The sequence below is a fragment of the Frankia sp. CeRuru1 genome (genome assembly GCF_977966315.1).
Window position 1 is genome coordinate 1 of sequence record NZ_CDWWEW010000034.1, and the last position, 22833, is coordinate 22833.

Genomic DNA, 22833 nt, shown 5'->3' on the forward strand with positions numbered 1-22833 from the left:
GAAGTAAGTAATGCAGGCCAATATGCGTCTTCGCGGGTCACGGGCTCGCGAGGGCCCCGAAGTGAACAAGTTATTTCATTCCGAATCCTAAGTGGCATTGCGTGGAGAGGGCATGGAGCGCATGAACGTGAGTGCACGGACGATCGAGGTGAGGCCCGCCGGGAGGGTGGTGAGCGATGAGCGGATCTTCCGTTCGCCGGGGTGACGGCCCGCGGCGAGCCGGATCAGATAGCTCGGGTAGGATGGCCGTTGCCACAGGCGATCGTCTTGAGGAGGTGAGACCCATTTCCGCTGTGTCAGGGTGGGTGCTCTCCTCCCGCGGTCGCGCGGTTCGCTCGAAGTAGGCGATCGGGAGGGTGCCCTTCGGCATCCCGAAAGGCTTCCCGTGTCGACATCCGGCCCTTCTTCTTCCTTTCTCCCCTCTTCTCGCCCGTCTTCCTCACCATCTTCGCCCCTGCCGTGGTCCGTCGTCGTCACGAGGCTGCGGGCCGCCGGCTGCGTCTTCGCCGAGGACGAGGCGCGGCTGCTCGTCGATGCGGCCCGGACCCCGGGCGAACTCGCCGCGATGGTGCAGCGGCGCGTCGCCGGCCTGCCCTTGGAACACGTGCTCGGCTGGGCGGAGTTCCACGGCCTGCGGATAGCCGTGGACCCCGGGGGCTTCGTGCCCCGCCGCCGCACGGAGTTCCTCGTCGATCAGGCGGTCGAACGGGTCGCCGACCGGTCCCGGCCGGTCACCGTCGTCGATCTGTGTTGTGGCTCGGGGGCGGTGGGGGTCGCGCTGGTGGCGGCCCTGCCCGGGATCGAGGTGCACGCCGCCGACGTCGAACCGGCCGCGGTGCGGTGCGCCCGCCGCAACCTCGCCTCCGCCGGTGGCCGGGTCTACGAGGGTGATCTTTACGAGCCGCTGCCAGCCGTCCTACGGGGCCACGTGGACCTGCTGGCCGCGAACGCCCCCTATGTACCCACCGACGCGATTGAGCTGATGCCGCTGGAGGCTCGCGAGCACGAGCCGCGGGTGGCGCTCGACGGCGGGGCGGACGGGCTCGATGTTCTGCGGCGGGTGGCCGCCGAGGCGCCGCGGTGGCTGGCCCCGGGCGGTCACCTGCTGGTCGAGACCGGCGAGCGGCAGGCAGCGTCGATCGTCGAAGCCACCGCCCAGGCCGGCCTGATCCCCACGGTCGCCGGTTCCGCCGACCTGAACGCCACCGTCGTCATCGCGACCAGGCCGGCCGCGGCTCCCGTGTCCGCGGTGAGCGCGGCATCCGGACAGCCGCCGTCAGTCGGGTAGGCCCAGCCCTCGTCCGCGGCTGCCCGCGGAAAGGCCGCGGGCAGCCGGATGCAGCCGGATGCAAATGGACCGAAGCCGTCCTCGGTGAATCCCCGGGACCTGCTCGTCGGTCAACAGGCGATGTTTCAGGGCAGGACGTCGTAGGTGTAGGTGCCGGTCATGTCGAGCACGCTGCGGGGGGTCGCCGGCGTGCTCGACGTGCTCGACGGGGCGAACGGGGAGACCAGCGGGTCGTCGATCCGATGGCCGAGGAGGCTTGCCGGGGCGGTCATGTCCGGCTGGTACACGCGGCCGTGACGCCGCATCCAACCCTCCCAGACGCGGTCGACGTTGCAGTGGTGCACGAAGAAGACCGGGTCGTTGGGGGACGACGCCAACGACATGTCCCTGCCCCCGCCGACCCAGCGGTGGACCTGGTTGTGCAGTCCGGTGCCGATGAAGCCTTCGAGACGGTTGCGGAACCCCCGCGAACTCACGTTGAAGGGAGCCTCGTCGTAGCTCGCGAGTGTCGGATCGGCGACGGTGTCGAAGGCTGCGGTGAGGTCGGCGTTGCTCGGCAGGATCGACGATCCGAACGTGGCGCTGCCGAATCTCCGCCGCACGCCGCGTTCGATAACCTGCTGGAGCGCGCCGCTGCTGCTGGTGGAGATCCGTACCCGGAAGCTGGTCGGGTCGGCGGGGTCGAAGAAGAACGCACCGCCGGGGATCGGGGTGCCCTGGCCCCCGAAACCGTCCGGGGTGTTCCGCCACAGCGCCGAAGCAGCGGGGTTCGGTGCCGTGCCGGGAGCGGAGGGTGTCCCGTCGCGCGCCCAGTCCCAGTACGGCAGCCCGAAGTTCGGGTCGCCGAGAACGCGCTGGAGGTGCACTTCCAGCCAGCCAAGCATGACTCGGTGCCAGGGCAGGAAGACGGGGCCGGCGTGCGCGGCGTTGCGGTTGCTCGGTGACCCTCCCGGGGGGACGGGGGTGTTCATCGCGATGACATGCCAGATGACGAACAGGTCGTAGGTCCGTACCGGTCGGCTCGGACCGGGGAGGCCGAACTGATTCGTGCGCAGCGTCGTAGGTTCGTGTTTGAGGAGCTTGATTCCGCGAATGTAGGCCTTTCTCGCGTCGTGGTCGAGAAGGATGTCGCGCCGGACGACCGCCATGTCATGCCCCTTCCGGGAGTTCGCCGTGGGCGCCGTGGGCGTCATGGTGATGGTGCTCGCCCGGACCGCCGTGCGGGCCGTGGTCGTCGCCCGAGGCTCCGGGGGAGAACTCCTCGGGGAAGGCGGTGATGATCAGGCGTACCAGGTCGACGACCGAGGGGATCTGATAGTTGGGCAGGCCGTGGCAGTGTGCCGTGCCGTCTTTGGAAACCCCAATGTGGACGTTCAATGGCCGGCCGTCGACGGTGATCTCGTAGGTGGTCGTGATGACGACGTGGTGACCGTCGAAGTCGTCCTCGCGGATACTGCGGGCCGGGTCGCCATGTACGTGTTCCGGCCGGGGAAGGCTAGCAAGATAGTTGGCGAGAAAGGCGGGATGAGTGACGTCTGTCGGGTCCGGTGGCATGTAGTTCCCCCGAATTCCAGGCGGTGTGGTGAGGTGGTGAGGTGACCAAGAATCCACCGGCGGTATGGGTCTGGCAACGAGGTGTCGTCCAGGCGTCTGTGCGTCACGTGGGCCGGAGACGCCGCGACGTTGCTGGTGCCGGGGGATACGTCAACCTGCCGACCGAGGTGTTATCGGATGGTGGACAGCGCCTTGTTCACGTCTTCGGCGTCGAAATCGACCGGGTCGAACTCGCTGGCGTCCTGCGGGCCCAGCCATCTTGCGACCACGGCTGGTTGGGCTCATGAGTCAATTCTGCTCCCGCCGTCATGGCCGCCCTTCGCAGCCCCGGACAGCGGACCACAGTGTTGGCCTGGAAACAGAGGGGTGGCCGATGTCGCCGACGGGGCTGGCCCGGTGTTCGGTGGCATGATTCTCGTGGGCCGCGCTGCGTCGTGCGCTCTCAGTCGGCGCTACGGGTGATGGCATGAGCCTGCACCTGAGCCAGATCGACGAGGCTGGCGAGCTGCTGACCAACGACCCGTTGGCGCTGCTGATCGGGATGGTGCTGGACCAGCGGGTTGCGGGAAGAACGAACGCGCTGCCGGCCGCCGCTCGAACGATCTAGCGGCCGGCGCCGGGTGACACGGCCGGCAGACCGGATGCGTCAGCGGCTTCGGTGAGGAGCTTGTTGTAGCTGAGGACGACGTCCAGGGAGTCCTTGAGTTCGAGTGCTGTCGCCAGGTGGATCGCGTCGAGGGTGCGCAGCCGGGGCGGTGGAACGCGGGCCGCGTCGGCGAGCAGCGGTGGAGCGATCTGTACAAGATCCACATCGGTCGACAGGAAGGACTCCGCCGGGCCGAGCAGGGCCGGGTTCACCAGGCTGAGCAGCCGGGTCAGTTCGACGGCGAGCAGGACCGAGGAGACGAGACGCAGTGGCTCCTTCTGCTCGGCGAGCCACTGACGAAGGTCACCCGACTCCTTCTCGGCGATGAACACCTTGGCCAGGGCGGATGTGTCGAGATAGATCCGAGTCGGCATCAGCCTTCGCCGCGCAGGTCGGCGAGCCATGAGTCGGTGGAGCGGCCGGTCGGGTTTGCCGCCGGCTCCGGCAGGTGCGCGAGGTTGAACGGACGGGTGGCCTGGCGGATCAGACCGGCGGCGACAAGCTGCTCATAGCGGTCGTCCGCCGCCGGGACGATCCTCGCGACGGTCCTGCCCCGGTCGGTCACCTCGACCGTCTCACCCGCGCGGACCAGCGCGAGCACGCGGGCGGTCCGCTGGGAGAGCTCGCGCATACCCACCCGGAGCCGTCCGTCATCTGCCGCCGCTGTCATACGCTCTACGTTACTACATGTACAGCGCTGCTTTGGAGCTGACGATCTACCCTGGGGCCTGGAATCGGTGCGTACCGAACCTGCGACGATGGCGCGGATGAGCGAGCATGGACGCCACTGCGAGGAACTGATCGCGGATTGCCGCATCCGGGCGGCGACCGATCTGTTCGCCCATACCTGGGACCCCGTCGTCCTAGCGGCCCTTCGCCCGGGCCCCCGTCGGCGCCGCGAGCTGCGTGCCGCAATCGGCGGCATGAGCGACAAGTGCTCACCGAAGCGCTACGCCGGCTGTGTGCCCAGGGCCTGGTGGACCGCCGTGCCTTCGCCCAGTCCCTGCCCGCGCACAGCCGGCTACCCGCCACCGCGGACTACGGCCCGCCTGTGGACGACGAATATCTGTTCGCCGTGGTCGACGCACTCGACGAGATCGCCGCGGAGACTGGTCGGGCCGTGCCGCAGATCGCGCTGAACTGGCTGCTCCAGCGGCCCACGGTGTCCTCCGTCATTATCGGCGCGCGCGACGAGACACAACTCCGGCAAAACCTCGGGGCGGTCGGCTGGTCGCTGAGCACGGGACAGATAGCACGGTTGGACGAGGCCAGTGCCCGCACCGCTCCCTACCCGTACTTTCCGTACCAACGACAGGAGGGTTTCGCCCGGCTGAACCTGTCGCCCGTTTAGAGCTGCGTCCGCCGGTGTCCGCCGGTGTCCGCTGGTGTCCGCCGGTGTCCGCCGGTGGTCTGCTCGGGCGGATGCTCGGCAGGCGGCGGTGGGGACGCTTGCTGCCGCTCAGGATGCAATGCGTGACATAAATCCGAGCGCGACCGTCAGCGGCACCGGCGGGCGTTGAGCCGGGAGGCCTGGCGCGTCAGGTAATCGCGCTCGGCGAGGTTGGGTGCCTTGTGGGCCGCCTCGGCGTACAGCCGTGCCGCCGTCGCCAGGTCGCCGTCGCGCTCGTGGAGGTACGCCGCCACCGCGGCGTGGCGGGGCAGCGAGTCGTCCAGCGCCGCGAGCGCCGCCAGCCCGGCGCGCGGGCCGTCGGCCTCGCCGACAGCCACTGCCCGGTTGAGCCGGACGACCGGGCTGTCGGTCAGGCGCGCGAGCTCGTCGTACCACTCGACGATCTGCACCCAGTCAGTCTCCTCGGCGGTGGGCGCGTCAGCGTGGAGTGCCGCGATGGCGGCCTGGGCCTGGAACTCGCCCAGCCGGTCGCGGGCGAGGGCCGCCTGCAGGATTTCGACGCCCTCGGCGATCGACTCAGTGTCCCACCGGCCGCGGTCCTGCTCGGCGAGCGGCACCAGGCTGCCGTCGGGCGCGGTCCGGGTGGCGCGCCGGGCGTGGTGGAGCAGCATGAGGGCGAGCAGCCCCGCCACTTCGGGGTGGTCGACCGCGGCCGCGAGCTGCCGGGTGAGCCGGATGGACTCGGCGGCGAGGTCGACGTCGCCGGAGTAGCCCTCGTTGAAGACCAAGTAGAGGACGCGCAGCACGGTGGCGACGTCGCCGGGCTGGTCGAACCGCACGCCGGAGATGGTGCGCTTGGCACGGCTGATGCGCTGCGCCATGGTCGCCTCGGGCACCAGGTAGGCCTGGGCGATCTGGCGGGTGGTCAGCCCGCCGACGGCGCGCAGCGTGAGCGCGACCGCGGACGGCGGCGTCAGCGACGGGTGGGCGCACAGGAAGTAGAGCTGGAGCGTGTCGTCCACTGCGGGCCCGGGCGCCGGCTCCTCGCTGACGAGGTCCTCACGCCGGCGGCGGGCGGCGTCCGCCCGGGTCGCGTCGAGGAACCGGCGCCAGGCCACGGTGACCAGCCAGCCCTTCGGGTCCCGCGGCGGGTCGGCCGGCCAGACGCGGACCGCCTCGACCAGCGCGTCCTGCATGGCGTCCTCGGCCGCCGCGAAGTCGGCTCCGCGGCGGACGAGGATCCCGAGCACGCTCGGCGTGATGCTCCGGAGCAGGGCCTCGTTTAGCTGAGAGGTCACTCCGTGATGGTGGGCGGCGAGGCCAGGAACGGGCGCACCTCGAGCCACTCGTGGATCGGCTTCCCGCCCGCCCCAGGGGCGGCCGACAGGTTCCCGGCCAGCTCGATGGCGCGCTCGTAGCTGTCGACGTCGATCACCATCCAGCCGGCGATGAGGTCCTTGGTCTCGGCGAATGGGCCGTCGGTGACCGGCGGGCGCCCCTCACCGTCGTACCGGACGAACGTCCCCTCGGGGGCAAGCGCCTGACTGTCGACGAACTCGCCGGTCCCCTCGAGCCGGGCCGCGAAGTCGTTCATGTACTGCACGTGCGCCGAGATCTCCTCCGGCGTCCACTGGTCCATGGGCACGTCGTTGACCGAAGCCGGAGCGCCGCGGTAGTGCTTGAGCAGCAAGTACTTAGCCATCGTGTTTCTCCTCGGTGCTGGTGCGGCCCATTTTGGTCGCGTTCACCGCAGGGACGGAGCCAGCCGCGGGTTCTCGACATCGCCGGTTGCATCCCGAGCGCTGGAGTCTCAGCTGAGCGCCGTCACGACGGCCGTGCTCGTCGCTGTCCGGGAACGCCCGGAGCGGATGCGCGCCGACCGCGACGAAGGTGAGCGGCGAGTGGCCCGCATCGTTGCCCTGGGTCGTCAGATAGCGGCCGCGGTGGTGGTCGACGGCGCGCGACCCGGTCGCGAGCCGTCGGTTCGATGAACTGGTGCGAGTGGCAGGTATAGACGTGGTCGCGGTGACCGAGGAGCACGCGGTTCTCGCCCGGCAGGCGTACCGGGACTTCGGCCGGGGCAGCGGCAGTCCTGCCCGGTTGAACTTCGGTGACCCAGGAACGGGATGGTGCTGGACCAGCCAGTCTCGGAAAGGTGGAGTGGGACGGGACGGTCCGCACCCATCTGACAAGTAGCGCCAGGCTTTGGTCCGCGGCACCGCGTTTGTACCCCCTGCTGCCCTCCGTCGCGGGCTGCCTGCGAGGTCGGATCGGCAGATCCGTGAGCCTGCTATCGGAAGAGTAGAGTATCTGCTGATGGTAGAGTAGAGATGTGGTCGACTATCGGCGTCGTGTCCTCGACGACACACTGGACGCACTTCAGCCGCATCTTCGCGCTCTGTCGATCCACGGGCCGAAGGCGGTGGGCAAGACCGCGACCGCGATGCGGCGCGCAGAGTCGATCATCGATCTCAGCCTTCCCGGCCAGCGTGAGATCATGGCCGCCGATCCGACCGTCCTGACCCGGCTGCCGGGGCCGGTCCTGGTCGACGAGTGGCAGCGCCTTCCCGAGGTGTGGGACCACGTGCGGCGCGCGGTCGACGCCGGCTCGCCGGCCGGTCACTTCATCATCGCGGGCAGTTCCGCACCGCGGGGGGCAGTGGTCCACTCGGGCGCGGGGCGGATCGTGCCGTTGCGGATGCGCCCGCTGAGCATGGCCGAGCGAGACGTCGACACGCCGACGGTGAGCCTCGCCGCGCTTCTCCACGGGAACAGCGATATCGGTGGTGCCACCTCGCTTCGGCTGACGGACTACGTCGAGGAGATCACCGCATCAGGCTTTCCCGCCCTCCGCGGCCTGCCACCGCGGGCGCGTCGAGCCGAGCTGGATGCGTACCTGGACAACGTCGTTCAACGGGAGTTCCCCGAGCAGGGCTACCCGATCCGGCGGCCGACGGTGCTGCGCGCCTGGCTCGCCGCCTATGCCGCAGCCACGTCGACGACGACGGCCTACTCGAAAATCCTGGATGCGGCGACTCCCGGCCTGGGTAACAAGCCGGCCAAGGAGACCACTCTCGCCTATCGTGACGCCCTGTCGTCGCTGTGGTTGCTCGACGCGGTACCGCCGTGGATTCCTACCCGAAACCATCTTGAGCGGCTCGGTCGGTCCCCCAAGCACCATCTGGCGGACCCGGCGCTGGCCGCGCGGCTGCTCGGACTTGACGACTCCGCGCTGCTGCGGGCCGAGCAGGGCAGCACCGTCCTGTCGGCAGGCACGATTCTGGGGGCTCTGTTCGAGCATCTCGCCGCGCTCAGCCTGCATACCTACGCCGAGGCCGCCGAGGCCCGGGTAGGTCACCTGCGCACCCAGAACAACGACCACGAGGTCGACCTGATAGTCGAGCACTCGGACGGCCGCGTGCTGGCGGTTGAGGTGAAACTGGCGGACCGGGTCGAGGACTCCGACGTCAGGCACCTGAACTGGCTACGAGACCGCATCGGAGAAGACCTGATCGACGCCCTCGTGATCTATGCGGGTGAACATGCCTACCGCCGACGTGATGACGTCGCCGTGGTCCCGCTGGCACTTCTCGGTCCGTGACCCACTGGGTGGGTGGCGCCGCGGGCGAAAATCGACCAGCGGGTTTCGGAAAGGACGAGCGGAACGGGGCGGTCCGCCCTGCCTGACCGCGTACCGCCTCGGCCCGGCTCGCGGCGGAGCGCGGACGGCCGAGCGGATGTGGACGGCGCGGCACCGTTCGCCGAGGCGGGGCCCTCGGACAGGCCGCGCCGCTGGCGGAGGGGTGGCCACCGGAGCACCCGGCACCCCGTGTCTTCTCGTTGCCTGGCCGCTGCGACCGCTCGGCGGCTGATTCACCCAACTCTGGTAAACCTCTGGGCTATGACCGGACATGACGAGGTGACAGGGCTTGACGAGGTGCTCGGCGTCGGTGTCGACCGTTTCCTTCGCTCGGCCGAGGTCCGGGGCCAGGCCCTGCCGGCCGGGCCGGCCGTCACGACGGTCGCGGTCGTCCTGCTGCACAGGGACTCGCGGGTGCGGGCCGGGCTGCCGGAGATCACCGCGGCGCTGGCCAGGGAGATCCTGACCGGGAGCCTCGCGACGCTCGCGGCGCCGGCCCGGGACGACCTGGCAGTCTGCGCTCGCGTGCTGAAGGCTCTGGCGGACGAGCAGCACGCGGCTCGCCTGCTGAGCGCGAAGAAACTGGCGAAGCTCCACGCGGCTGTCGACGAGGCCACCGCGGACTACGAAGAGGCGCTCTTCGCGCCGGAACGGACGACCTGGGAGCGTTTCTACGCCCGGCTCATGCGTGACGAAGGCGTTGAGGTCACCGACGAGTCCGCCGTACGCGTCTGGCTCGCGCGTTACCGCGGGCGTCCCCTGGCGGACCGGAAGGCCGCCTTTCTCGCCGCGACGACCGCTCCCGACGAGACCGAGCCGACGAGGGCGGCGTCCACGCGGCACGCGCGCGCGGCAGTCGTCGGCCAGCTCTCCGAAACCGTGCGGTCCGGCGTGGAGCTTGGCGTCAGAGCCTTCTACCTGCCGTACCTCTATCAGGAGGACGGCACAGACGAGTCCGCGTTGGCGCGGATCGAGGCCTGGGTGGACCGCGTGATCGATGGTGTCACGGCGGCGGGGCTTAGCAAGGCCCTGCGGGAGGAGTTCCGCGATCTTGCGCCGTCGGAGGACATCCTGGTCGGCCCGATCGTGGCGGAGCTGAGCGACCGTCGGGAAGACTACGGCGGGTGCCTGCCGCCGGTCCTCGACCTGGCGCCGCTGGCGCCACGCGTGCCTGTTCCAGGCGTCAACGGTGGCGACACCGCGGATACAGCGGATACCGCGGCGCTCGTCCGCTCGGCTCCCCTGCTCTCGGCCGCGGCGGGCCTCGCCCGCTGGGTGGACAGGCGGGGCGGAGCCGGCGAGGCGGAGCTTGGCCGGCACCTCGGGGACACGGCTGCCCAGTTGGGTCTGCCGGAGTCGGTGATGGAGCGCGTCGCGCGGTTCGCCTGGACCGTCTCGATGCTTCGCGTCCAGGACGGCCGGGTGGCCGCGGGCGAGGCGTGGTCCATATGGCGGGAGGGCGACGCCGACGACCTGTTGAACCTCGCGGTGACGAGCTACGCGGCCGTGCGCACGATGGCCGCCGACCTGACCGGGGACGGTCACAGGCAGGCCGGCGACCAGGGCGTCCGCCAGCCGGCCGAAGGCGCCGAGCGGGGCGAGCGGGGCGAGCGTAAGCCGGACACGCCTGGTCTGGGCGAGGACGACGACCCGTTCCTCGCGTCGGACGAGGACGACGGTCCGTTCCTTGAACCCGACGAGTTCGCCTCGGACGAGGGCGACGAGCGGGTCGTCGACGGCGACGTCCCGGTCCTGCTCGAGCTGTTCGGCCAGCAGGGGACGGCCTCCGTCGCACGTCTGGCGGCTATCGGCCTGGACTGGGTCATCCGGCGTGCGCGGGAGCCGGTCCTTCCGGTACCGCCCGCGGGCCCGGAGGACCCGGGCGCGTCACCGGCCATGAGCATGCGGGCGTTGGACCCGCTTGCCCCGGGCGCGTACGCGCTGCCGGAGGACGACGAGCTGGACCGCCTGATCGGCCTGGACGAGCCGCTCGACGCCGACGAGCGCGTCGAGCTCGCACGGCAGGCGCGGCTGACGGCGCTTGTCGCCGACCGGATGGCGGGGCTGGGCCTCGTCTGCCGGGCCGGGGACACGATCATGCTGTCCAGGCTCGGCGAGCGGGTGATGGGCAGTCTCGCGAGCCAGGCCGGCTGGGACGTTCCGACGTTGAGCGAGGTAGCCGCCGCCGAGCCGGCGGTGATGGCCCGATGGCTCGGGACCTGGCCGGCCTGGGCACGGGTGGCCGGCCTGCTGCTGTGGGCCGGTGCGGGGGATCTTGAGCGTCGCTGGCTTGACCTGTTCGCGGCGTGCGCGGCGAGCCCCGGGCAGCACCAGACCGTCTTCGAGCTGCTGGGGGTCGACACCAACAGGTGGGCGCGGCAGCGGCTCGCCCCCGGCATGCCTTACCAGGCGGCGCCGGACGACGCGCTCCCGTCGCCGCTGCCCGGCCCCGGCGCCGAGGAGCATCTGCTGGCGGCGTTGCGGGAGGCCGTCGCGGACCCCACGATCGGCGCCTATGCGCTGGCGGCGTGGCGGTCGAGGGGAGGCCAGGGTGAGGTGGAGCCACCGCCTCGTGCCCGCGCGGTCCTGCTGAGTGATCGGCTTGTCAGCCTCCAGCTGACCGCGTTCTGGTCGACACTGTTGGCCGACGAGATGCCGTCCGGCCCCGACGGGCCGTCCGAGGCCGACGGGCGGGTCGGCGCGGGGGACGACCCGCTGGAGCGCGCGATGCTCGCGGCCTTCGACGAGGAGGCCGCGGGGTGGCCGGGCGGAGGCGCGGCGCTGGTGGGAATGCTGCGTGACGTTTCGCCCGGGCGGTCCGCGGCGCTGGTCGGCCTGGCGACCATTGCCAGGCATCGGCCGGACGCGGTCGCCCAGCCCGGCCGGCAGGCGGCCGAGCCGGCCTCGCGGCCCGAGGATGCTCCGGCGCGCCCGAGGCCGTCGGTGGGCGGACGTATGCCGTCTCGGCGGGACGTCGCCCGCCGCCGCGCACGGGCCAACGGATCCAGGAGCAGGAAAGGCCGCGGCTGAGACGCCCGCCTTCTCGCTACTCACCTGGCTCCGGTGGCCGCCGCGCCGCGGTCGGCTACGGTGATGTCGTCGGACTGCATCTGAGCCAGATCGCCGAAGCGGACGAGCTGCTGACCAACGATCCGCTGGCGCTGTTGATCGGGATGGTGCTGGACCAGCGGGTATCGGAAAGAACGAGCGGGATGGGGTCGTAGGCCCCGCACCCGAGCCGTGATGCCCCGCAGGGACGGCCGTCATCAGACTCCGATGCCCCCACCGCCATGCCGACGCCCACCCGGGTCCAGCGTCGGGCTCATGGTAGTCAGTCATGGTAGTCAGCCTGAGCGGTACCATGATGGCATCCTGATGCGTCGAAGGCATCCTGATGGGGAGTCATGGACCGCGAGACAGTGGCCCGTACACTCGGTGACCTGGCTCGGCTCGGCAACGACAACTATCGGTTCGAGATCAAGAAGGCCAGGGGCGGCATGCCCCAGTCGTTGCACGAGACGATCAGCGCATTCGCGAACGGTGAGGGCGGGACGGTCCTTCTCGGCGTGGACGAGAAGGCGTCGTTCGCGGTCTCGGGACTGGTGGATCCGGAGTCAATTCGGGATAGCTTCGTCACGTTGTGTCGCGCTATGGACCCAACGGTCGCACCGTTGGTCGACATCGTGGACATGGGTGGCTCGAAGGTTCTCTATGCCTATGTACCGCCGATTCCACGGGACCGTCGGCCCTGCCACCTGGCGCGGCTTGCCCCGTGGGACGCATCCTTCATCCGCATGTCGGACGGCGACCGAAAGCTATCGGCATACGAGGTCCAGCTCCTCCTCGAGAACCGGGCCCCGGCACGGCATGATGCCTCCGTCGTGCCGGAGGCAACACAGGATGATCTCGACTCGCAACGGCTACGTGCCTTTATCGCCCGGGTCCGGGAGCAACGGAGTGTGTTCGGGGAAAAGTCTGACGCGGAGGTCCTGCGCCTTCTGAACGTGTTCCGGGAGACCGACGACGGTCCTCGGCCCACACTCGCCGGCCTACTGGCATTCGGAGTTTATCCGCAGCAGTACTTCCCGCAACTGAACGCCACGGTGGTGGTCTTCCCGACGCCTGATCCTGCCCGGCCGGGGCCGCGTGGGGAGCGGTTCCTGGACAACCGTTCCGTAGACGGTCCGATACCTGTGATCGTGCGCGATGTCATAGGAATCCTGAAACGGCACATGAAGCAGCGCGGAATTATCGCCGGAATGTTTCGTGTTGATGAATGGGAGTATCCCGAGGAGGTGCTCCGAGAAACCCTGGTGAACAGCCTGGTGCACCGTGACTACTCGCCGTCAGCCCAGGGTGCTCAGATTCAGGTAGAGCTCTACCCTGACCGGCTGCAGATCCGGAACCCGGGCGGGCTCTTTGGACCAGTGAGCCTACGAGAGCTTGGACTCGGCACAGTGCCACCGTCATCACGCAATTCTGTCCTGCTCAAGATCCTGGAGGACACCCCGCTCGATCCAGGCCGGACAGTGTGCGAGAACCGAGGCACCGGCATCGCGCGCGTCCGTGCGGCGCTCGCCGAGGCGGGCATGGAGCCGCCGGTCTTCGAGGACGACATCGCGGCCTTCACCGTGACGATTCCCAACCACGCGCTGCTCGACGAGGAGACCAGGGACTGGTTGTCCACGCTGAACATCGCCGGGCTCACGGGTGCGCAGCTCACCGCGCTGGCGCTCACTCGCCGCGGGGAGACCTTGACCAACGTCAGCTACCGGGGTGCGACCGGCGTCGCGGACAGTCGAACGGCGACCATGCAACTCAAAGAACTGCGCGCCCGCGGCTTGCTGGTGCAGGAAGGAGACCGGGGAAGCGCCACCTACCGGCTGAGTCCCCACGCCGGCCGGGCAACGAAGCAGCTTGACCGCGGACGGACACGGAATGACCTTGTGTTGGCTGTGTTGACCAGCACACCGGCCAGCCGCGTCGACATTGCCCGCCGGGCCGGCCTTACCGACGAGCAGGCCCGCCAGACGCTTGCGCGGCTGCGTCGGATCGGGCAGGCCGAGCTGATAGGGGCGCCCCGATCTCGGAACGCGTTGTGGCGACTAGCCGTACCACCAGACCGCGACGGTTAGTCGGCACGTCGATCAGCAGGTCGTCCGCGTCTCACGCGACCGCCCCGGTGTTGAACTGGCACTGCCATGGCCACCCCAGCCAGCGGTGACGACCGCATCGGCCAGCTCACGAGGGTCGAACACAACGGGCGGCTGGGGCGACTCGCCGCTCTCGGCGCCAACGTCGACCTCGCCGAAGACCTCCTATCCCTACGGGTGGCAGCGCTCGGGTGGTAGTCGTCAGCGCTCATCTTCGCCCGAGCGCCTGCCTTGGGGCGGACGCTCGGGCGGAGGAGCCGCGAGGGTCCGGGCGTCAGGCGTGGGCGCGCAGGGCTCGGGCGTACCACTCCCAGGTGCCGATGATGTCGTTGGGGGCCTGGTTGGGGGCCCAGCCGTTGATGATGCCGACGAGGGTCCAGTAGCGGCCGACGCGGCGGTCGGTGAAGGCTTCTATGCGGTCGGCCACGTGCGTGCGGTCTTCCGACGGGGTCGGGCCGAGGGCTTCGAGACGCTCGACCACGGTCAGGGCCTCAGGGGAGGCGGGGTCGACCCCGGCCCGGGCGGCGGGACCGGCGAGTTCGCCGACAGCCTTGCCGACCTCGAACTGCGCCACGTCCGGTTCTGGCCCTTCGGCGCGGGCTCGTTCGGCCATCCGGCGGCTGGTGGCGATGAAGTCGGGATCGCGCAGCAGTTCGACGATCTCCACCCAGGCTGCGACCTGCTCCGGGGTCGGGTCCTCGGGCAGCTCGGGTGCGCCCATGGCCAGCTTGTCGGCGACAGCGCTGGGGTTGTCGCCGAAGACAGCGTCGAGGTAGTCGTCGATGATCCGCCGACGTTGTTCGGTCGTCAGGTTGGTCAGGTCGGTCATACGTTGGAGCTCCTCGGGGTCGGTGGATCCGATGAAGGCGCGCAGTACCGCGCGCTGCAGTCGCAGCACGCGAATCTGGGCGTCGAGGGCGTGTACGTGCTCGGCGGCCACCTCATCCAGCGACGTTTCGGCGCTGAGCACCCGCTTGATGTCGTCCAGGCCGACGCCGAGCTCGCGCAGGGTGCGGATGAGCCGCGCCCGGGCCACGGCGTCGGGCCCGAACAGCCGGTATCCCGCCGTCGTGCGTCCCTGCTCGGGCAGCACTCCGGCGTCGGCGTAGAACCGCAACGTCCGTACCGAGAGCCCGGTGCTCACCGCAAGCTGGCCGATCATCATGGAACCGATCATTGAGCCTCCACCAACTGGAGAGTCAACCGCCTCAACTGGCCTACGGCCCGCGCCGACGCCGACGCCGACGCCGACGAGCAGCTTGGTCGCCTACGGTTGTGTGGTGGGACTGCATCTGGGTCAGATCGCCAAGGCCGACGAGCTGCCGACCAACGATCCGTTGGCACTGTTGATTGGCATGGTGCTAGACCAACAGAGTCCGGAGAGAACGAACATGTCGCTCGCGACCACGAAGTGTCCCCTGGTACTCAGGCCGGCGTGCTCGTGAGCCGGTACGCGGCGTTCGGGTCGCTGTAGGCCGCTGTTGTTCTGACGACCAGGCCGTCGGAGATCAGCTTGGTCAGCGCATAGCTGGCCTGTCGGTCGGTCAGGGAAAGGCGGACGGCGATCTCCGCGCGGGTCAGGGGCGACTCGACGGCCAGGAGTTCCAGAACCCGCTGTTTCCGCAGATTAGGCTCATGGGCCTCCTGACTATGAGCGGTCCTCGCGGATTCGTGTCGCGGCAGGCGCTCGGGGGTCTCGGAGAAAAGTGTCGGATTTGAGTCCTCGGCCGCGTCGTCCAGGACGTACCGTGCCCATCTGCGCTGGTTGACCATTTTGACCAAACCGCGGTGGACAAGATCCCCCAGCTCACGGCGGGCGATTTTGCTGTCTACCGACAGTTCGATCCTGTACTCGTCGCTCGTCAGTGCTCGGCCGGTCCGAAGTATCGCGAGCGCCATCTCCTGCGTCGGGGAGATGCCCGGTTGAACCAGCGAGTACAGCCAGGCCCGTGTACCTTCGTCGAGCAAGGTCCTATTCGGTAGGATGACTCGAAAATCGCTTATTCGATCCCTGAACTCGGGAGGCACGAGACCAGCTTCCCGCAGGCTACTGAGTACGTTGGGGATACCTGTCGCTCGCCCCTCGCACAGGGCCCTTCGATCTCGGTGAAAACGGACGTTCTCAAGAATATCGACGAGCGCCCGATTACGTGCGGATGCGATGTTGTCATCTCCCAGCCGGTCTATCGTTACTGGCCCGAACAGCCCACCCGGTGAGATCACTTCAAGGCGATCGGGGTACATCTCGACCTGGATGCGTGTCCCCCTGGACATCGGACTGTAGTCACGGTGGGCGACGGCGTTGACCAAGATCTCCCGTAGGGCCTCCGGCGGATACTCCCAGCGGTCTTCTCGGCCAATTCCTTCCACCATCCCGCGCCTGCTCATACGGGCGAGCAGGACGGCAAAAACCTCCTCGAGGAGGATCGGGGCCGGCCCTTCCAGAATCTTGTCGTCCAGGAATCGTTGGCCGTCTGGACCGGGCTCTCCCTTGCGTTTCGTTGGGTAAACGGTCACCGTAACCGCGCATCCGCGCAACGCATCGAAACTTTGCGGATCATGGCCGAGCGCGAGGAGCCCGCCCAGCGATGGCACAAGCTGCTGGGTATCTAGCGCGCTCTTGACCAGCACGCCGCACCGATGGAGCAGATCATCGTCGTCCCGGCGTGCCAACGTCGGTCGGGACCGGCGAAGCTCCCGCAGAAAATCCGTGACGAGTTCGTCGTCCAGATCGACTCGTCTGGCTTCTTCGACGGGCTCCCGATCAAACGTCGGCTGGCCCCGGTTGATCAATAATTGGCTCACCTCGTACGACGAGAGCCGATGATCTCCATCCGAGATGCGGATATATGAACCGTTTGGCTGCCCCTTGCTCCGCAGGTAACAGGGCTTGTCTGCTGCGTCGAGCTCCGGCACCTCGGTGACGACAAGGGTCCTGTCCTCGAACTGCGGCAGGCTGATCAGCGGCACGAGGGGTGGATGGAGGGCATCTCGACACAGTCCCGCGATGTCGGCGGAAAGCTTCGCGGCGTACTCGCAACCGGTGGTCGCGAACCCGCGTCCCTCGTCGAGGCCTAAGATCAGCGTGCCTCCGCCTGGAGTGTTTGCGAATGCGCACAGGGTCTGTGCGGTCTCATTGGGCAGTTTGTCGGTTGACGCCAGCTTGACCTCAAGTCCTGCGTCGTCGCGACCGATCCGGCGAAGCGCGGCAACCAACTCGGCCAGTTCTGCTGCCTGCATGTGTCAGCCTCCCAGTGAGCCTGACATAGCCTAGCATGATGTTGTGAGGCTGTAGGAGCCTTGTTAGGCTGTGTCAGGTACCCCGCATCCAGGCCCTGGGTGCAGGCGCCGGACCGGCTCTGCGTCCGCCTGTGGTTGGCGTTGGGGCGGCGGCTAGTGCCCATGACGTGCACGATCGACGGGGTCTGGCTTGCCGCCAAGGAGGTATCGGCCATGGGCCTGCACCTGAGCCAGATCGACGAGGCGGACGAGCTGCTGACGAACGACCCGTTGGCGCTGCTGATCGGAATGGTCCTGGACCAGCCAGTATCGGAACCATGGAGTGGGATAGTGGGATTGGGTGGTCCGCGTATTCCTGGTGACGTATCGTTAGGGCACGGGCTCCCGAAGGATGACGACCTATGTGATCAGTTCGATGGCGCAGCGGGGGCCAGCCGCGGCGGCGTACTTGGCGTCGCAGGTGAGAAGGACGGCGTTGATCTTTTCAGCCAGTGCGACGTAACCGGCGTCGTAGGCGGTCATGTTTTGTCGAAGTTCCCAGACGCGTTGGGCGGTCGGCCCGCCGAGCAGTTCGCGACGGATCGGTAGACGGATCAGGTTGGTGAGGAGATTCGGGGCGTGCTCGGCGAGACCGCTTGTACGTCTGGCCAGGCTGCGGAGTGCCGAGATAACCTCGATGTCCAGGTGAGCGGGGGCGTAGGAGGTGTCGCCGCCGGCCATCCGATCCCTCGCCGCCTTGCGTCGAGGGCTGTCGTCTCCCGCGAGTAGATCGACGATCACGGATGCGTCGACGACGATCAGCCCCACCGCGCCTCCTCCGCATCACGGACCGCGCGTACGGCGGCGACCGCGTCGTCCGTGGTAAGCCCTACGGAGGCGCGAGTGTTGTCGATGTCGACGAGCACCTCGTCCATGGTCGGGGTAGTCGCCTCGCGGCTGAGTACGTCGAGCACATAGGCGTTCAGCGACTGCCGGCGTGCTTTCGCCCGTGCGGCCAGAGTGGCGCGCACCCGAGCCGGGAGCGCCCGGATGGTGAGGTTGGTCGTGATCTCTTCAGCAGTAGTCATGACGTCATTCTAACGTTGAAATCACGTTCCAATGACGTCAAAGGGCGATCATGCGCGCAACATGCGTCGCTACCAGCGATGTGGCCGTCGCGACGTCGTCGGCTACGGTTGTCCCCGCCGGGGGACCCACCAGATCGCGAAGCGATCTGGTGGGAGTACGGGACTTCGTGCATCGTGCCTGTGAGAGCGCCTGCGACGTCGGAGTCCTGTTCAGCCGTGATACGGACCTCGTGCCTGCCCTTGAAGCCCGCAGGCGCGGGTTGGACGACACCAGCGGCACGCCGGCCGTGCCGGGGACCGTCAGTCCAGGGCAGGTAGGGCAGGTCCAGGCGCCCGCGTCAGCCCTCGAGGCGGTACGAGCCGTGGTAAGGCATCCTGAACGATCCGGCTACCGTGAACCGCGTGAGCCTGCATCTGGGCCAGATCGCCGAGGCAGACGACCTGCTGACCAGCGATCCGTTGGCGCTGCTGATCGGGATGGTTCTGGACCAGCGGGTGTCGGAAAGAACGAGCGGGACGGGCGGCTCCATGCCCGTCTGACCGCGTGGGGCCTGGCTCCGGCCCGCGACTGCCGGAGCCAGAGATCACAGCGGCGACCGTGTCAGCTTCTCGGCGCGCACCGCGGGCATTGTGGTGTCGTACTCAACTCGGGTCGGAGGCGCCCTCACCGGCGGCGCGTTCGTAGGCGCGCAGGGTGCTGACGACCAGGTGGCGTTCGGCCGGGGTCAGCGGTTGGAGCGCCTCCCGCCAGGCGCGGGTGCCCGGGCCGAGCCATCCCTCGATCACGGGGCGGCCCGTGACGGTGATACTGACGATCCGGCGTCGGCGATCGCCGGGATCCTCGTGCCTCTCGACGATCTTGGCGTGGTCCAGGTCGGCGACCATCAGGCTGACGGTCGTGGGCGCGACCTCCAGCCGCGTGGCCAGTGCGTTGACGGTGGTGGGGCCGTCAAGCAGCAGGTAAGAGAGCAGGGACAGGTGCCGTGGGCCGAGCGCCAGGCCGGCGAGCTCGGCGGGCGGCGGCGTCCGTTTCGCCCGCCCGACCAGCCGCGGCATCAGTAGCAACAGCGCGCGGACAGCCTGGTCCACATCGAGCTCGTCCTCGCTCCGGCTTGACATGGCCCTCCTCGCCTCCCTTACCTTTGCAATCAAAGATGCTTTGCATCCAAAGGTAATCTCAGATGTCGCACCTGCGTGATCGGAGAGTCATGACCACCCTTGTCACAGGCGCCAGCGGGAACATCGGGTCGTGTCTGGTTGCCACGCTGGCCGGGTCGAGCCACCCAGTTCGTGGCTCGTCCCGTGATGCGACGACCCTACGGCTGCCCGCCGGCGTCGAGCTGGCCGAACTCGACCTTGCCGACCCCGGGCCGTCGGCGGCGAAGGTGCTGCGAGGGGTCGAGACCGTCTTCCTCTATCCGGTGATCGGTACTGTCGAGGCCTTCGTGGCGGCGGCCGTGGACGCGGGCGTGCAGTACGTGGTGTTGCTGTCCTCGCCGGCGGCCTACGAGGTCGGGGAGTTCGACCGGCCCATCGGGCAAATTCACCGCGGGATCGAGCGGGCCGTGGCCGAGTCGGGTCTCTCGCACACGGTGCTCTACCCGAGCTGGCTCGCGACCAATACCCGGCGCGACTGGGCAGATCAGATCCAGACCAGCGGACGGGTCGCGATGGCGTTCGCGGACGCCCTGTCACGCCGATCCATCCCGACGACATTGCCGAGGTCGCCGCCCACCTCCTTACCCAGGAGACCTTCCGTTCCCGGATGCAGATCCTCACGGGACCGGAGCCGATGCGCCTGCGGGACGCGGTCGCGATCATCGGCGACGTGCTCGGTGCCGACGTCACCGTCGAGGACGTGACCCGGGAGGAGGCACTGGACCTCGACCAGGGCCGAATTCCCCGTCCGATCCTGGCAACGCTGCTCGACGTGGCCGCGGCGACCATCGGCCAGACCGCCCCCGTCACCAACACGGTCGAGTGGATCACCGGTCACCGGGCCCGGTCGCTGCGCTCCTGGCTCGAAGCCCACCGGAGCGCCTTCCAGCGCGGCTGACCCCTGCCTCGGGCCGAACTGCCCTGTTCGCCGTCGTGCGTCTGGGTCTGTCCGTGTCGACATTGTCGCGGGCGGGATGTCATGTCATCGGCGGATGGGTTGCTGCTCCGAGACGGTTCGGGTGTCCGGGCCGGGTGGCGGCACTGGCGCCGTGACGGGCGCTGGCGGCGGGGCATGATCGCGAAGGTGCTGACGGATCTGGCGGTGAGCTTGGCGCTCGGTGGGGCTGCCTTGCCGACATCGCGCTGCTGCGCGGGCGCCCGCCCAGCGATGCGCTCACGTAGCCGTTCGGTCAGCGACTCACGATAGTACGGACGACGTCGACCGCGCTGTGCTGGCCAGCGGATCGACGGCTGGGCCTGTGGCTATCGTGATGACGGTGGGACTTCACTTGAGCCAGATCGACGAGGCTGACGAGCTGCTGACGAACGACCCGTTGGCGCGGCTCATTGGGATAGTGCTGGACCAGCCGGTCTCGGAAACATGGAGTGGGATGGAACGGTCCGCGTCCGCCTGATCGCGGGCTGTCCACATTGCGGGTCCGGTCGTCCGGGTCGGTCGTCCACCCGTTCGCCATGCGGACAGGGTTCCCGTCGGGACGCGGGGGACGGAGGAAGCGGGGTCAAAGCCGCGAATGCCAGTCCGATGACGAAGCCTGCGACTTCCTCCAGCTGACGCGCGCGTTCCAATGATCACAGCACCGCTGATAGCCCTATCTGCCCCTACCGGTTCGACGACAACACCAGCAACGACTATCACCGCCTCGTCCTGCACCACGTGGCTGCCGGCAGCTATCCCGTCCTCGCGCACGTCGAAGGCGGTCACACCGACCCGCTGCCCACCTTCCCGATCGGCGTGTCGACCACCGTCGACGGAACCGACCTGATATTCGAACAGCCAGCAGTAGCCGCATGACTATCTGACCGGCGGCGCGACGGTGCCGCCGGAGTCCGCCCGTGCTAGCATTGCTATCAGGAGGTGGTCCCGATGGCTGCGGTCAGCATCCGAGACCTCGATGACGGTGTGCGGGAGCGACTGCGCATACGTGCGGCGCACCACGGCCGTTCGATGGAGGCCGAGATCCGTGCGATCCTCACCGAGGCGGTCAGCGAGCCCGAGGACGCTGCCGGTTTCGCTCAGACCCTGCTCGCCCGGTTCGGCGCGCTTGGTGGCGTCGACCTCCAGCTGCCAGCGCGGACACAGGCACCGCGGGCGGCGGACCTGTTCACGTGACCGGGTGCCACCCTCAGAATGATCGTTCTCGATACCAATGTCATCTCCGAGCTCATGCGCGCAGTACCAGCAGACCGCGTCGTAAGGTGGGTAACCAGCCGACCCGGTGACGCCTTGAACACGACCTCGATAAGCGTGGCCGAGGTCCGTTACGGCATTGTCCGACTGCCATCTGGCCGCCGCCGCGAGTTGCTGATGGCAGCCGCGGACGATGTCTTCTCGGCGTTCCAGGACAGAGTCCTGCCCTTCGACGTCACGGCGGCCCGCCACTACGCCAGCCTCGTGGTCGAGCGTGAACAAGCCGGGACTCCGATCAGCGGCTTCGACGCCCAGATCGCGGCTATCTGTCGATCCCGCATTGCCGTCCTGGCTACCCGCAACACCAGCGACTTCACCGGCCTGGGCTTGGAGCTGGTCAACCCCTGGGAGGCCGATGTACTGCCCGCCGAGTAGACCATCACCCGGCGTCGCCCATGGCCAGCGGCACTACGAGGATCTGTGGTCTCTGCCGCCGCGTCGGTGGACGGGCGCTACGACGTCCTGGCGGTGCCGAGCGCTGTGTCCGTGCCGCTGTCTCCCAGCCGCCGATGTCGGCGCGCACCGCGTCGAGATGGCTGAGCGCGGCGTCGACCCCCTGGTCGGTGCTGAACATCCGGCGCGTCGGGTCGAACAGGCCGGTGCGGATCGACGATCAGCACGTTGACACCGAACGGGCGGACCTCGTCGGCCAGACCCTCCGACCAGCCCTCAGGGCGAACTTCGTCGCGCTGTACGCCGAGAACCCTGCGAACGACATCTGGCCGCCCAGATTGCTCAGCTGGACGATCGCGCCGCGGCGCTGCTGGCGCATCTGCGGCAATACCGCCTGGGTGAGCGCGACCGCGGCGGCCAGGCTGCCGCCAGGCGCTCGGCTACGGTTGTGCCGTGGGACTGCACCTGAGTCAGATCGACGAGGCCGACGAACTGCTGACCAAGGACCCGTTGGCGCTCCTCATCGCCATGGTTCTCGACCAGCGGGTGTCGGAAGGATGGAGTAGAAGGGGGCGAGGTCGGCCTGGCCGCAGATCGTCACGGTTGGGCTCGTAGCCTGAGTTGGACGGCCCACTCCCTGCGTGTGCTCCGGTCCGGCCCCTCGTGTGGCTGCGGTGCCACGCGGAACGCGCAGCCACACCACATTGCACTTCACCTGCCGCGGGACCGGGTATCGAGACCGGCCGCTGGACAGCTACCTGCCGCTCGCCTCCCTCACGAAGCGGACCGTCGGCACCATGAGGTGCGCGGCTACGGTTTGCGTCCGCCCGCGACTCGGGAGTCGCCGCAGCACGGCGCCCCGAGAAAGCCGCCGCCCCGCCCCGACGCCCTGATCCAACCGGGCGTCGCAGCCGTGGTTGCCAGCCGGCGGCCGATCGAGGATGTCACGGCCGGCCTCCTCGCCGTCCGCTTCTACCAGGAGCACTCGGCCGATGCCGTGTCCCGCAGAGGCGATCACCTGGGCGCAGCGGCGGCTACGTACCCGCCGCGTCAACTCCCGCCAGCTTCGTTCCGAATCTTGTCGTGGCTTTCAGACCGAACTTACGGCCGTCGATCAAGGATTCGGGGATCTGA

The 22833-nt window shown here is 68.7% G+C and carries 28 protein-coding genes and 2 pseudogenes; 17 read left to right on the top strand and 13 right to left on the bottom strand.

The features are described 5' to 3' along the window. Positions 1–385 precede the first annotated feature (385 nt). Complete coding sequence (locus AC08OP_RS04455; protein WP_476613024.1) at positions 386–1288, top strand: putative protein N(5)-glutamine methyltransferase; 903 nt, start codon at positions 386–388, stop codon at positions 1286–1288. A gap of 125 nt (positions 1289–1413) precedes the next feature. On the opposite strand, the gene AC08OP_RS04460 is transcribed toward AC08OP_RS04455, so the two are convergent. Then, positions 1414–2436, bottom strand: a complete 1023-nt coding sequence (locus AC08OP_RS04460; RefSeq protein ID WP_476613025.1) for a tyrosinase family protein — start codon at positions 2434–2436, stop codon at positions 1414–1416. 1 nt (position 2437) lies between these two features. Next, positions 2438–2842, bottom strand: a complete 405-nt coding sequence (locus tag AC08OP_RS04465) for a hypothetical protein (protein ID WP_476613026.1) — start codon at positions 2840–2842, stop codon at positions 2438–2440. A gap of 466 nt (positions 2843–3308) precedes the next feature. Between AC08OP_RS04465 and AC08OP_RS04470 the strand changes: the two genes are divergently transcribed. Beyond that, a complete protein-coding gene (locus tag AC08OP_RS04470; RefSeq protein WP_476613027.1) occupies positions 3309–3449 on the top strand; it encodes a hypothetical protein in 141 nt (46 codons plus the stop codon). Here the strand turns inward: AC08OP_RS04470 and AC08OP_RS04475 are convergent. Next, a complete protein-coding gene (locus AC08OP_RS04475; protein WP_476613028.1) occupies positions 3446–3862 on the bottom strand; it encodes a type II toxin-antitoxin system VapC family toxin in 417 nt (138 codons plus the stop codon). The genes AC08OP_RS04470 and AC08OP_RS04475 overlap by 4 nt on opposite strands. Then, positions 3862–4158, bottom strand: coding sequence for a type II toxin-antitoxin system Phd/YefM family antitoxin (locus tag AC08OP_RS04480; protein ID WP_476613029.1), 297 nt, complete (start codon positions 4156–4158; stop codon positions 3862–3864). The genes AC08OP_RS04475 and AC08OP_RS04480 overlap by 1 nt, the downstream gene beginning before the upstream one ends. A 264-nt stretch (positions 4159–4422) precedes the next feature. On the opposite strand from AC08OP_RS04480, the gene AC08OP_RS04485 reads away from it, so the two are divergent. Beyond that, a complete protein-coding gene (locus tag AC08OP_RS04485) occupies positions 4423–4839 on the top strand; it encodes an aldo/keto reductase (RefSeq protein ID WP_476613030.1) in 417 nt (138 codons plus the stop codon). A gap of 146 nt (positions 4840–4985) precedes the next feature. Here AC08OP_RS04485 and AC08OP_RS04490 read toward each other — a convergent pair whose 3' ends face one another. Together AC08OP_RS04490 and AC08OP_RS04495 are read right to left on the bottom strand one after the other, a co-directional pair. Continuing rightward, the gene (locus AC08OP_RS04490) at positions 4986–6137 is read right to left on the bottom strand and encodes an RNA polymerase sigma factor (protein ID WP_476613031.1); all 1152 of its coding nucleotides are present in this window, start codon (positions 6135–6137) and stop codon (positions 4986–4988) included. Then, positions 6134–6541 (bottom strand): YciI family protein, encoded by a 408-nt coding sequence (locus tag AC08OP_RS04495; RefSeq protein ID WP_476613032.1) that lies wholly within the window; start codon positions 6539–6541, stop codon positions 6134–6136. The genes AC08OP_RS04490 and AC08OP_RS04495 overlap by 4 nt, the downstream gene beginning before the upstream one ends. A gap of 133 nt (positions 6542–6674) precedes the next feature. Here AC08OP_RS04495 and AC08OP_RS04500 point away from each other — a divergent pair, with 133 nt between their 5' ends. From AC08OP_RS04500 to AC08OP_RS04520, 5 genes are all read left to right on the top strand, one after another. Then, positions 6675–6830 (top strand): hypothetical protein, encoded by a 156-nt coding sequence (locus tag AC08OP_RS04500; RefSeq protein WP_476613033.1) that lies wholly within the window; start codon positions 6675–6677, stop codon positions 6828–6830. Between the two features lie 341 nt (positions 6831–7171). Then, positions 7172–8440, top strand: coding sequence for an ATP-binding protein (locus AC08OP_RS04505; protein ID WP_476613034.1), 1269 nt, complete (start codon positions 7172–7174; stop codon positions 8438–8440). 300 nt (positions 8441–8740) lie between these two features. Next, positions 8741–11509: a hypothetical protein gene (locus AC08OP_RS04510; protein ID WP_476613035.1), complete on the top strand. Its 2769-nt coding sequence runs from the start codon at positions 8741–8743 to the stop codon at positions 11507–11509. Positions 11510–11883: 374 nt separating this feature from the next. After that, positions 11884–13614, top strand: a complete 1731-nt coding sequence (locus AC08OP_RS04515) for an ATP-binding protein (RefSeq protein WP_476613036.1) — start codon at positions 11884–11886, stop codon at positions 13612–13614. Positions 13615–13680: 66 nt separating this feature from the next. After that, the gene (locus AC08OP_RS04520) at positions 13681–13830 is read left to right on the top strand and encodes a hypothetical protein (protein WP_476613037.1); all 150 of its coding nucleotides are present in this window, start codon (positions 13681–13683) and stop codon (positions 13828–13830) included. A gap of 76 nt (positions 13831–13906) precedes the next feature. On the opposite strand, the gene AC08OP_RS04525 is transcribed toward AC08OP_RS04520, so the two are convergent. Continuing rightward, a complete protein-coding gene (locus AC08OP_RS04525) occupies positions 13907–14809 on the bottom strand; it encodes a MerR family transcriptional regulator (protein ID WP_476613038.1) in 903 nt (300 codons plus the stop codon). A gap of 103 nt (positions 14810–14912) precedes the next feature. On the opposite strand from AC08OP_RS04525, the pseudogene AC08OP_RS04530 reads away from it, so the two are divergent. Then, positions 14913–15011, top strand: a pseudogene (locus tag AC08OP_RS04530) (HhH-GPD-type base excision DNA repair protein); the annotation flags it as partial. A 46-nt stretch (positions 15012–15057) separates the two neighbouring features. On the opposite strand, the gene AC08OP_RS04535 reads toward AC08OP_RS04530, so the two are convergent. Next, on the bottom strand, positions 15058–16872 hold the full coding sequence (locus AC08OP_RS04535; RefSeq protein WP_476613039.1) for an ATP-binding protein: 1815 nt from the start codon (positions 16870–16872) through the stop codon (positions 15058–15060). 213 nt (positions 16873–17085) lie between these two features. Here AC08OP_RS04535 and AC08OP_RS04540 point away from each other — a divergent pair. Beyond that, positions 17086–17181 (top strand): annotated as a pseudogene (locus tag AC08OP_RS04540) (HhH-GPD-type base excision DNA repair protein); the annotation flags it as partial. Positions 17182–17271: 90 nt separating this feature from the next. On the opposite strand, the gene AC08OP_RS04545 reads toward AC08OP_RS04540, so the two are convergent. Together AC08OP_RS04545 and AC08OP_RS04550 are read right to left on the bottom strand one after the other, a co-directional pair. Further along, a complete protein-coding gene (locus AC08OP_RS04545) occupies positions 17272–17679 on the bottom strand; it encodes a type II toxin-antitoxin system VapC family toxin (RefSeq protein ID WP_476613040.1) in 408 nt (135 codons plus the stop codon). After that, positions 17670–17939, bottom strand: coding sequence for a FitA-like ribbon-helix-helix domain-containing protein (locus AC08OP_RS04550; RefSeq protein ID WP_476613041.1), 270 nt, complete (start codon positions 17937–17939; stop codon positions 17670–17672). The genes AC08OP_RS04545 and AC08OP_RS04550 overlap by 10 nt, the downstream gene beginning before the upstream one ends. Positions 17940–18341: 402 nt before the next feature. Here AC08OP_RS04550 and AC08OP_RS04555 point away from each other — a divergent pair, with 402 nt between their 5' ends. Continuing rightward, positions 18342–18479, top strand: coding sequence for a hypothetical protein (locus AC08OP_RS04555; RefSeq protein WP_476613042.1), 138 nt, complete (start codon positions 18342–18344; stop codon positions 18477–18479). A 102-nt stretch (positions 18480–18581) separates the two neighbouring features. Here AC08OP_RS04555 and AC08OP_RS04560 read toward each other — a convergent pair whose 3' ends face one another. Further along, on the bottom strand, positions 18582–19058 hold the full coding sequence (locus AC08OP_RS04560; protein WP_476613043.1) for a MarR family winged helix-turn-helix transcriptional regulator: 477 nt from the start codon (positions 19056–19058) through the stop codon (positions 18582–18584). An 89-nt stretch (positions 19059–19147) separates the two neighbouring features. Between AC08OP_RS04560 and AC08OP_RS04565 the strand changes: the two genes are divergently transcribed. From AC08OP_RS04565 to AC08OP_RS04590, 6 genes are all read left to right on the top strand, one after another. Continuing rightward, positions 19148–19801 carry an SDR family oxidoreductase gene (locus AC08OP_RS04565; protein ID WP_476613044.1) on the top strand — a complete coding sequence of 218 codons (654 nt, stop codon included), beginning with the start codon at positions 19148–19150 and terminating at the stop codon, positions 19799–19801. Then, positions 19705–19995: a hypothetical protein gene (locus AC08OP_RS04570; protein WP_476613047.1), complete on the top strand. Its 291-nt coding sequence runs from the start codon at positions 19705–19707 to the stop codon at positions 19993–19995. Before AC08OP_RS04565 ends, AC08OP_RS04570 begins: the two co-directional genes overlap by 97 nt. A 379-nt stretch (positions 19996–20374) precedes the next feature. Then, positions 20375–20512, top strand: a complete 138-nt coding sequence (locus tag AC08OP_RS04575) for a hypothetical protein (RefSeq protein WP_476613048.1) — start codon at positions 20375–20377, stop codon at positions 20510–20512. Between the two features lie 260 nt (positions 20513–20772). Beyond that, positions 20773–20910: a hypothetical protein gene (locus tag AC08OP_RS04580; RefSeq protein ID WP_462203319.1), complete on the top strand. Its 138-nt coding sequence runs from the start codon at positions 20773–20775 to the stop codon at positions 20908–20910. A gap of 72 nt (positions 20911–20982) precedes the next feature. After that, positions 20983–21228 carry a FitA-like ribbon-helix-helix domain-containing protein gene (locus AC08OP_RS04585; RefSeq protein WP_462203318.1) on the top strand — a complete coding sequence of 82 codons (246 nt, stop codon included), beginning with the start codon at positions 20983–20985 and terminating at the stop codon, positions 21226–21228. An 18-nt stretch (positions 21229–21246) separates the two neighbouring features. Further along, positions 21247–21681, top strand: coding sequence for a type II toxin-antitoxin system VapC family toxin (locus AC08OP_RS04590; protein WP_462187110.1), 435 nt, complete (start codon positions 21247–21249; stop codon positions 21679–21681). Between the two features lie 4 nt (positions 21682–21685). Here AC08OP_RS04590 and AC08OP_RS04595 read toward each other — a convergent pair whose 3' ends face one another. Then, positions 21686–21880, bottom strand: coding sequence for a hypothetical protein (locus AC08OP_RS04595; protein WP_476613045.1), 195 nt, complete (start codon positions 21878–21880; stop codon positions 21686–21688). Between the two features lie 39 nt (positions 21881–21919). Next, positions 21920–22078: an SDR family NAD(P)-dependent oxidoreductase gene (locus AC08OP_RS04600; protein ID WP_476613046.1), complete on the bottom strand. Its 159-nt coding sequence runs from the start codon at positions 22076–22078 to the stop codon at positions 21920–21922. Positions 22079–22833 lie beyond the last annotated feature (755 nt).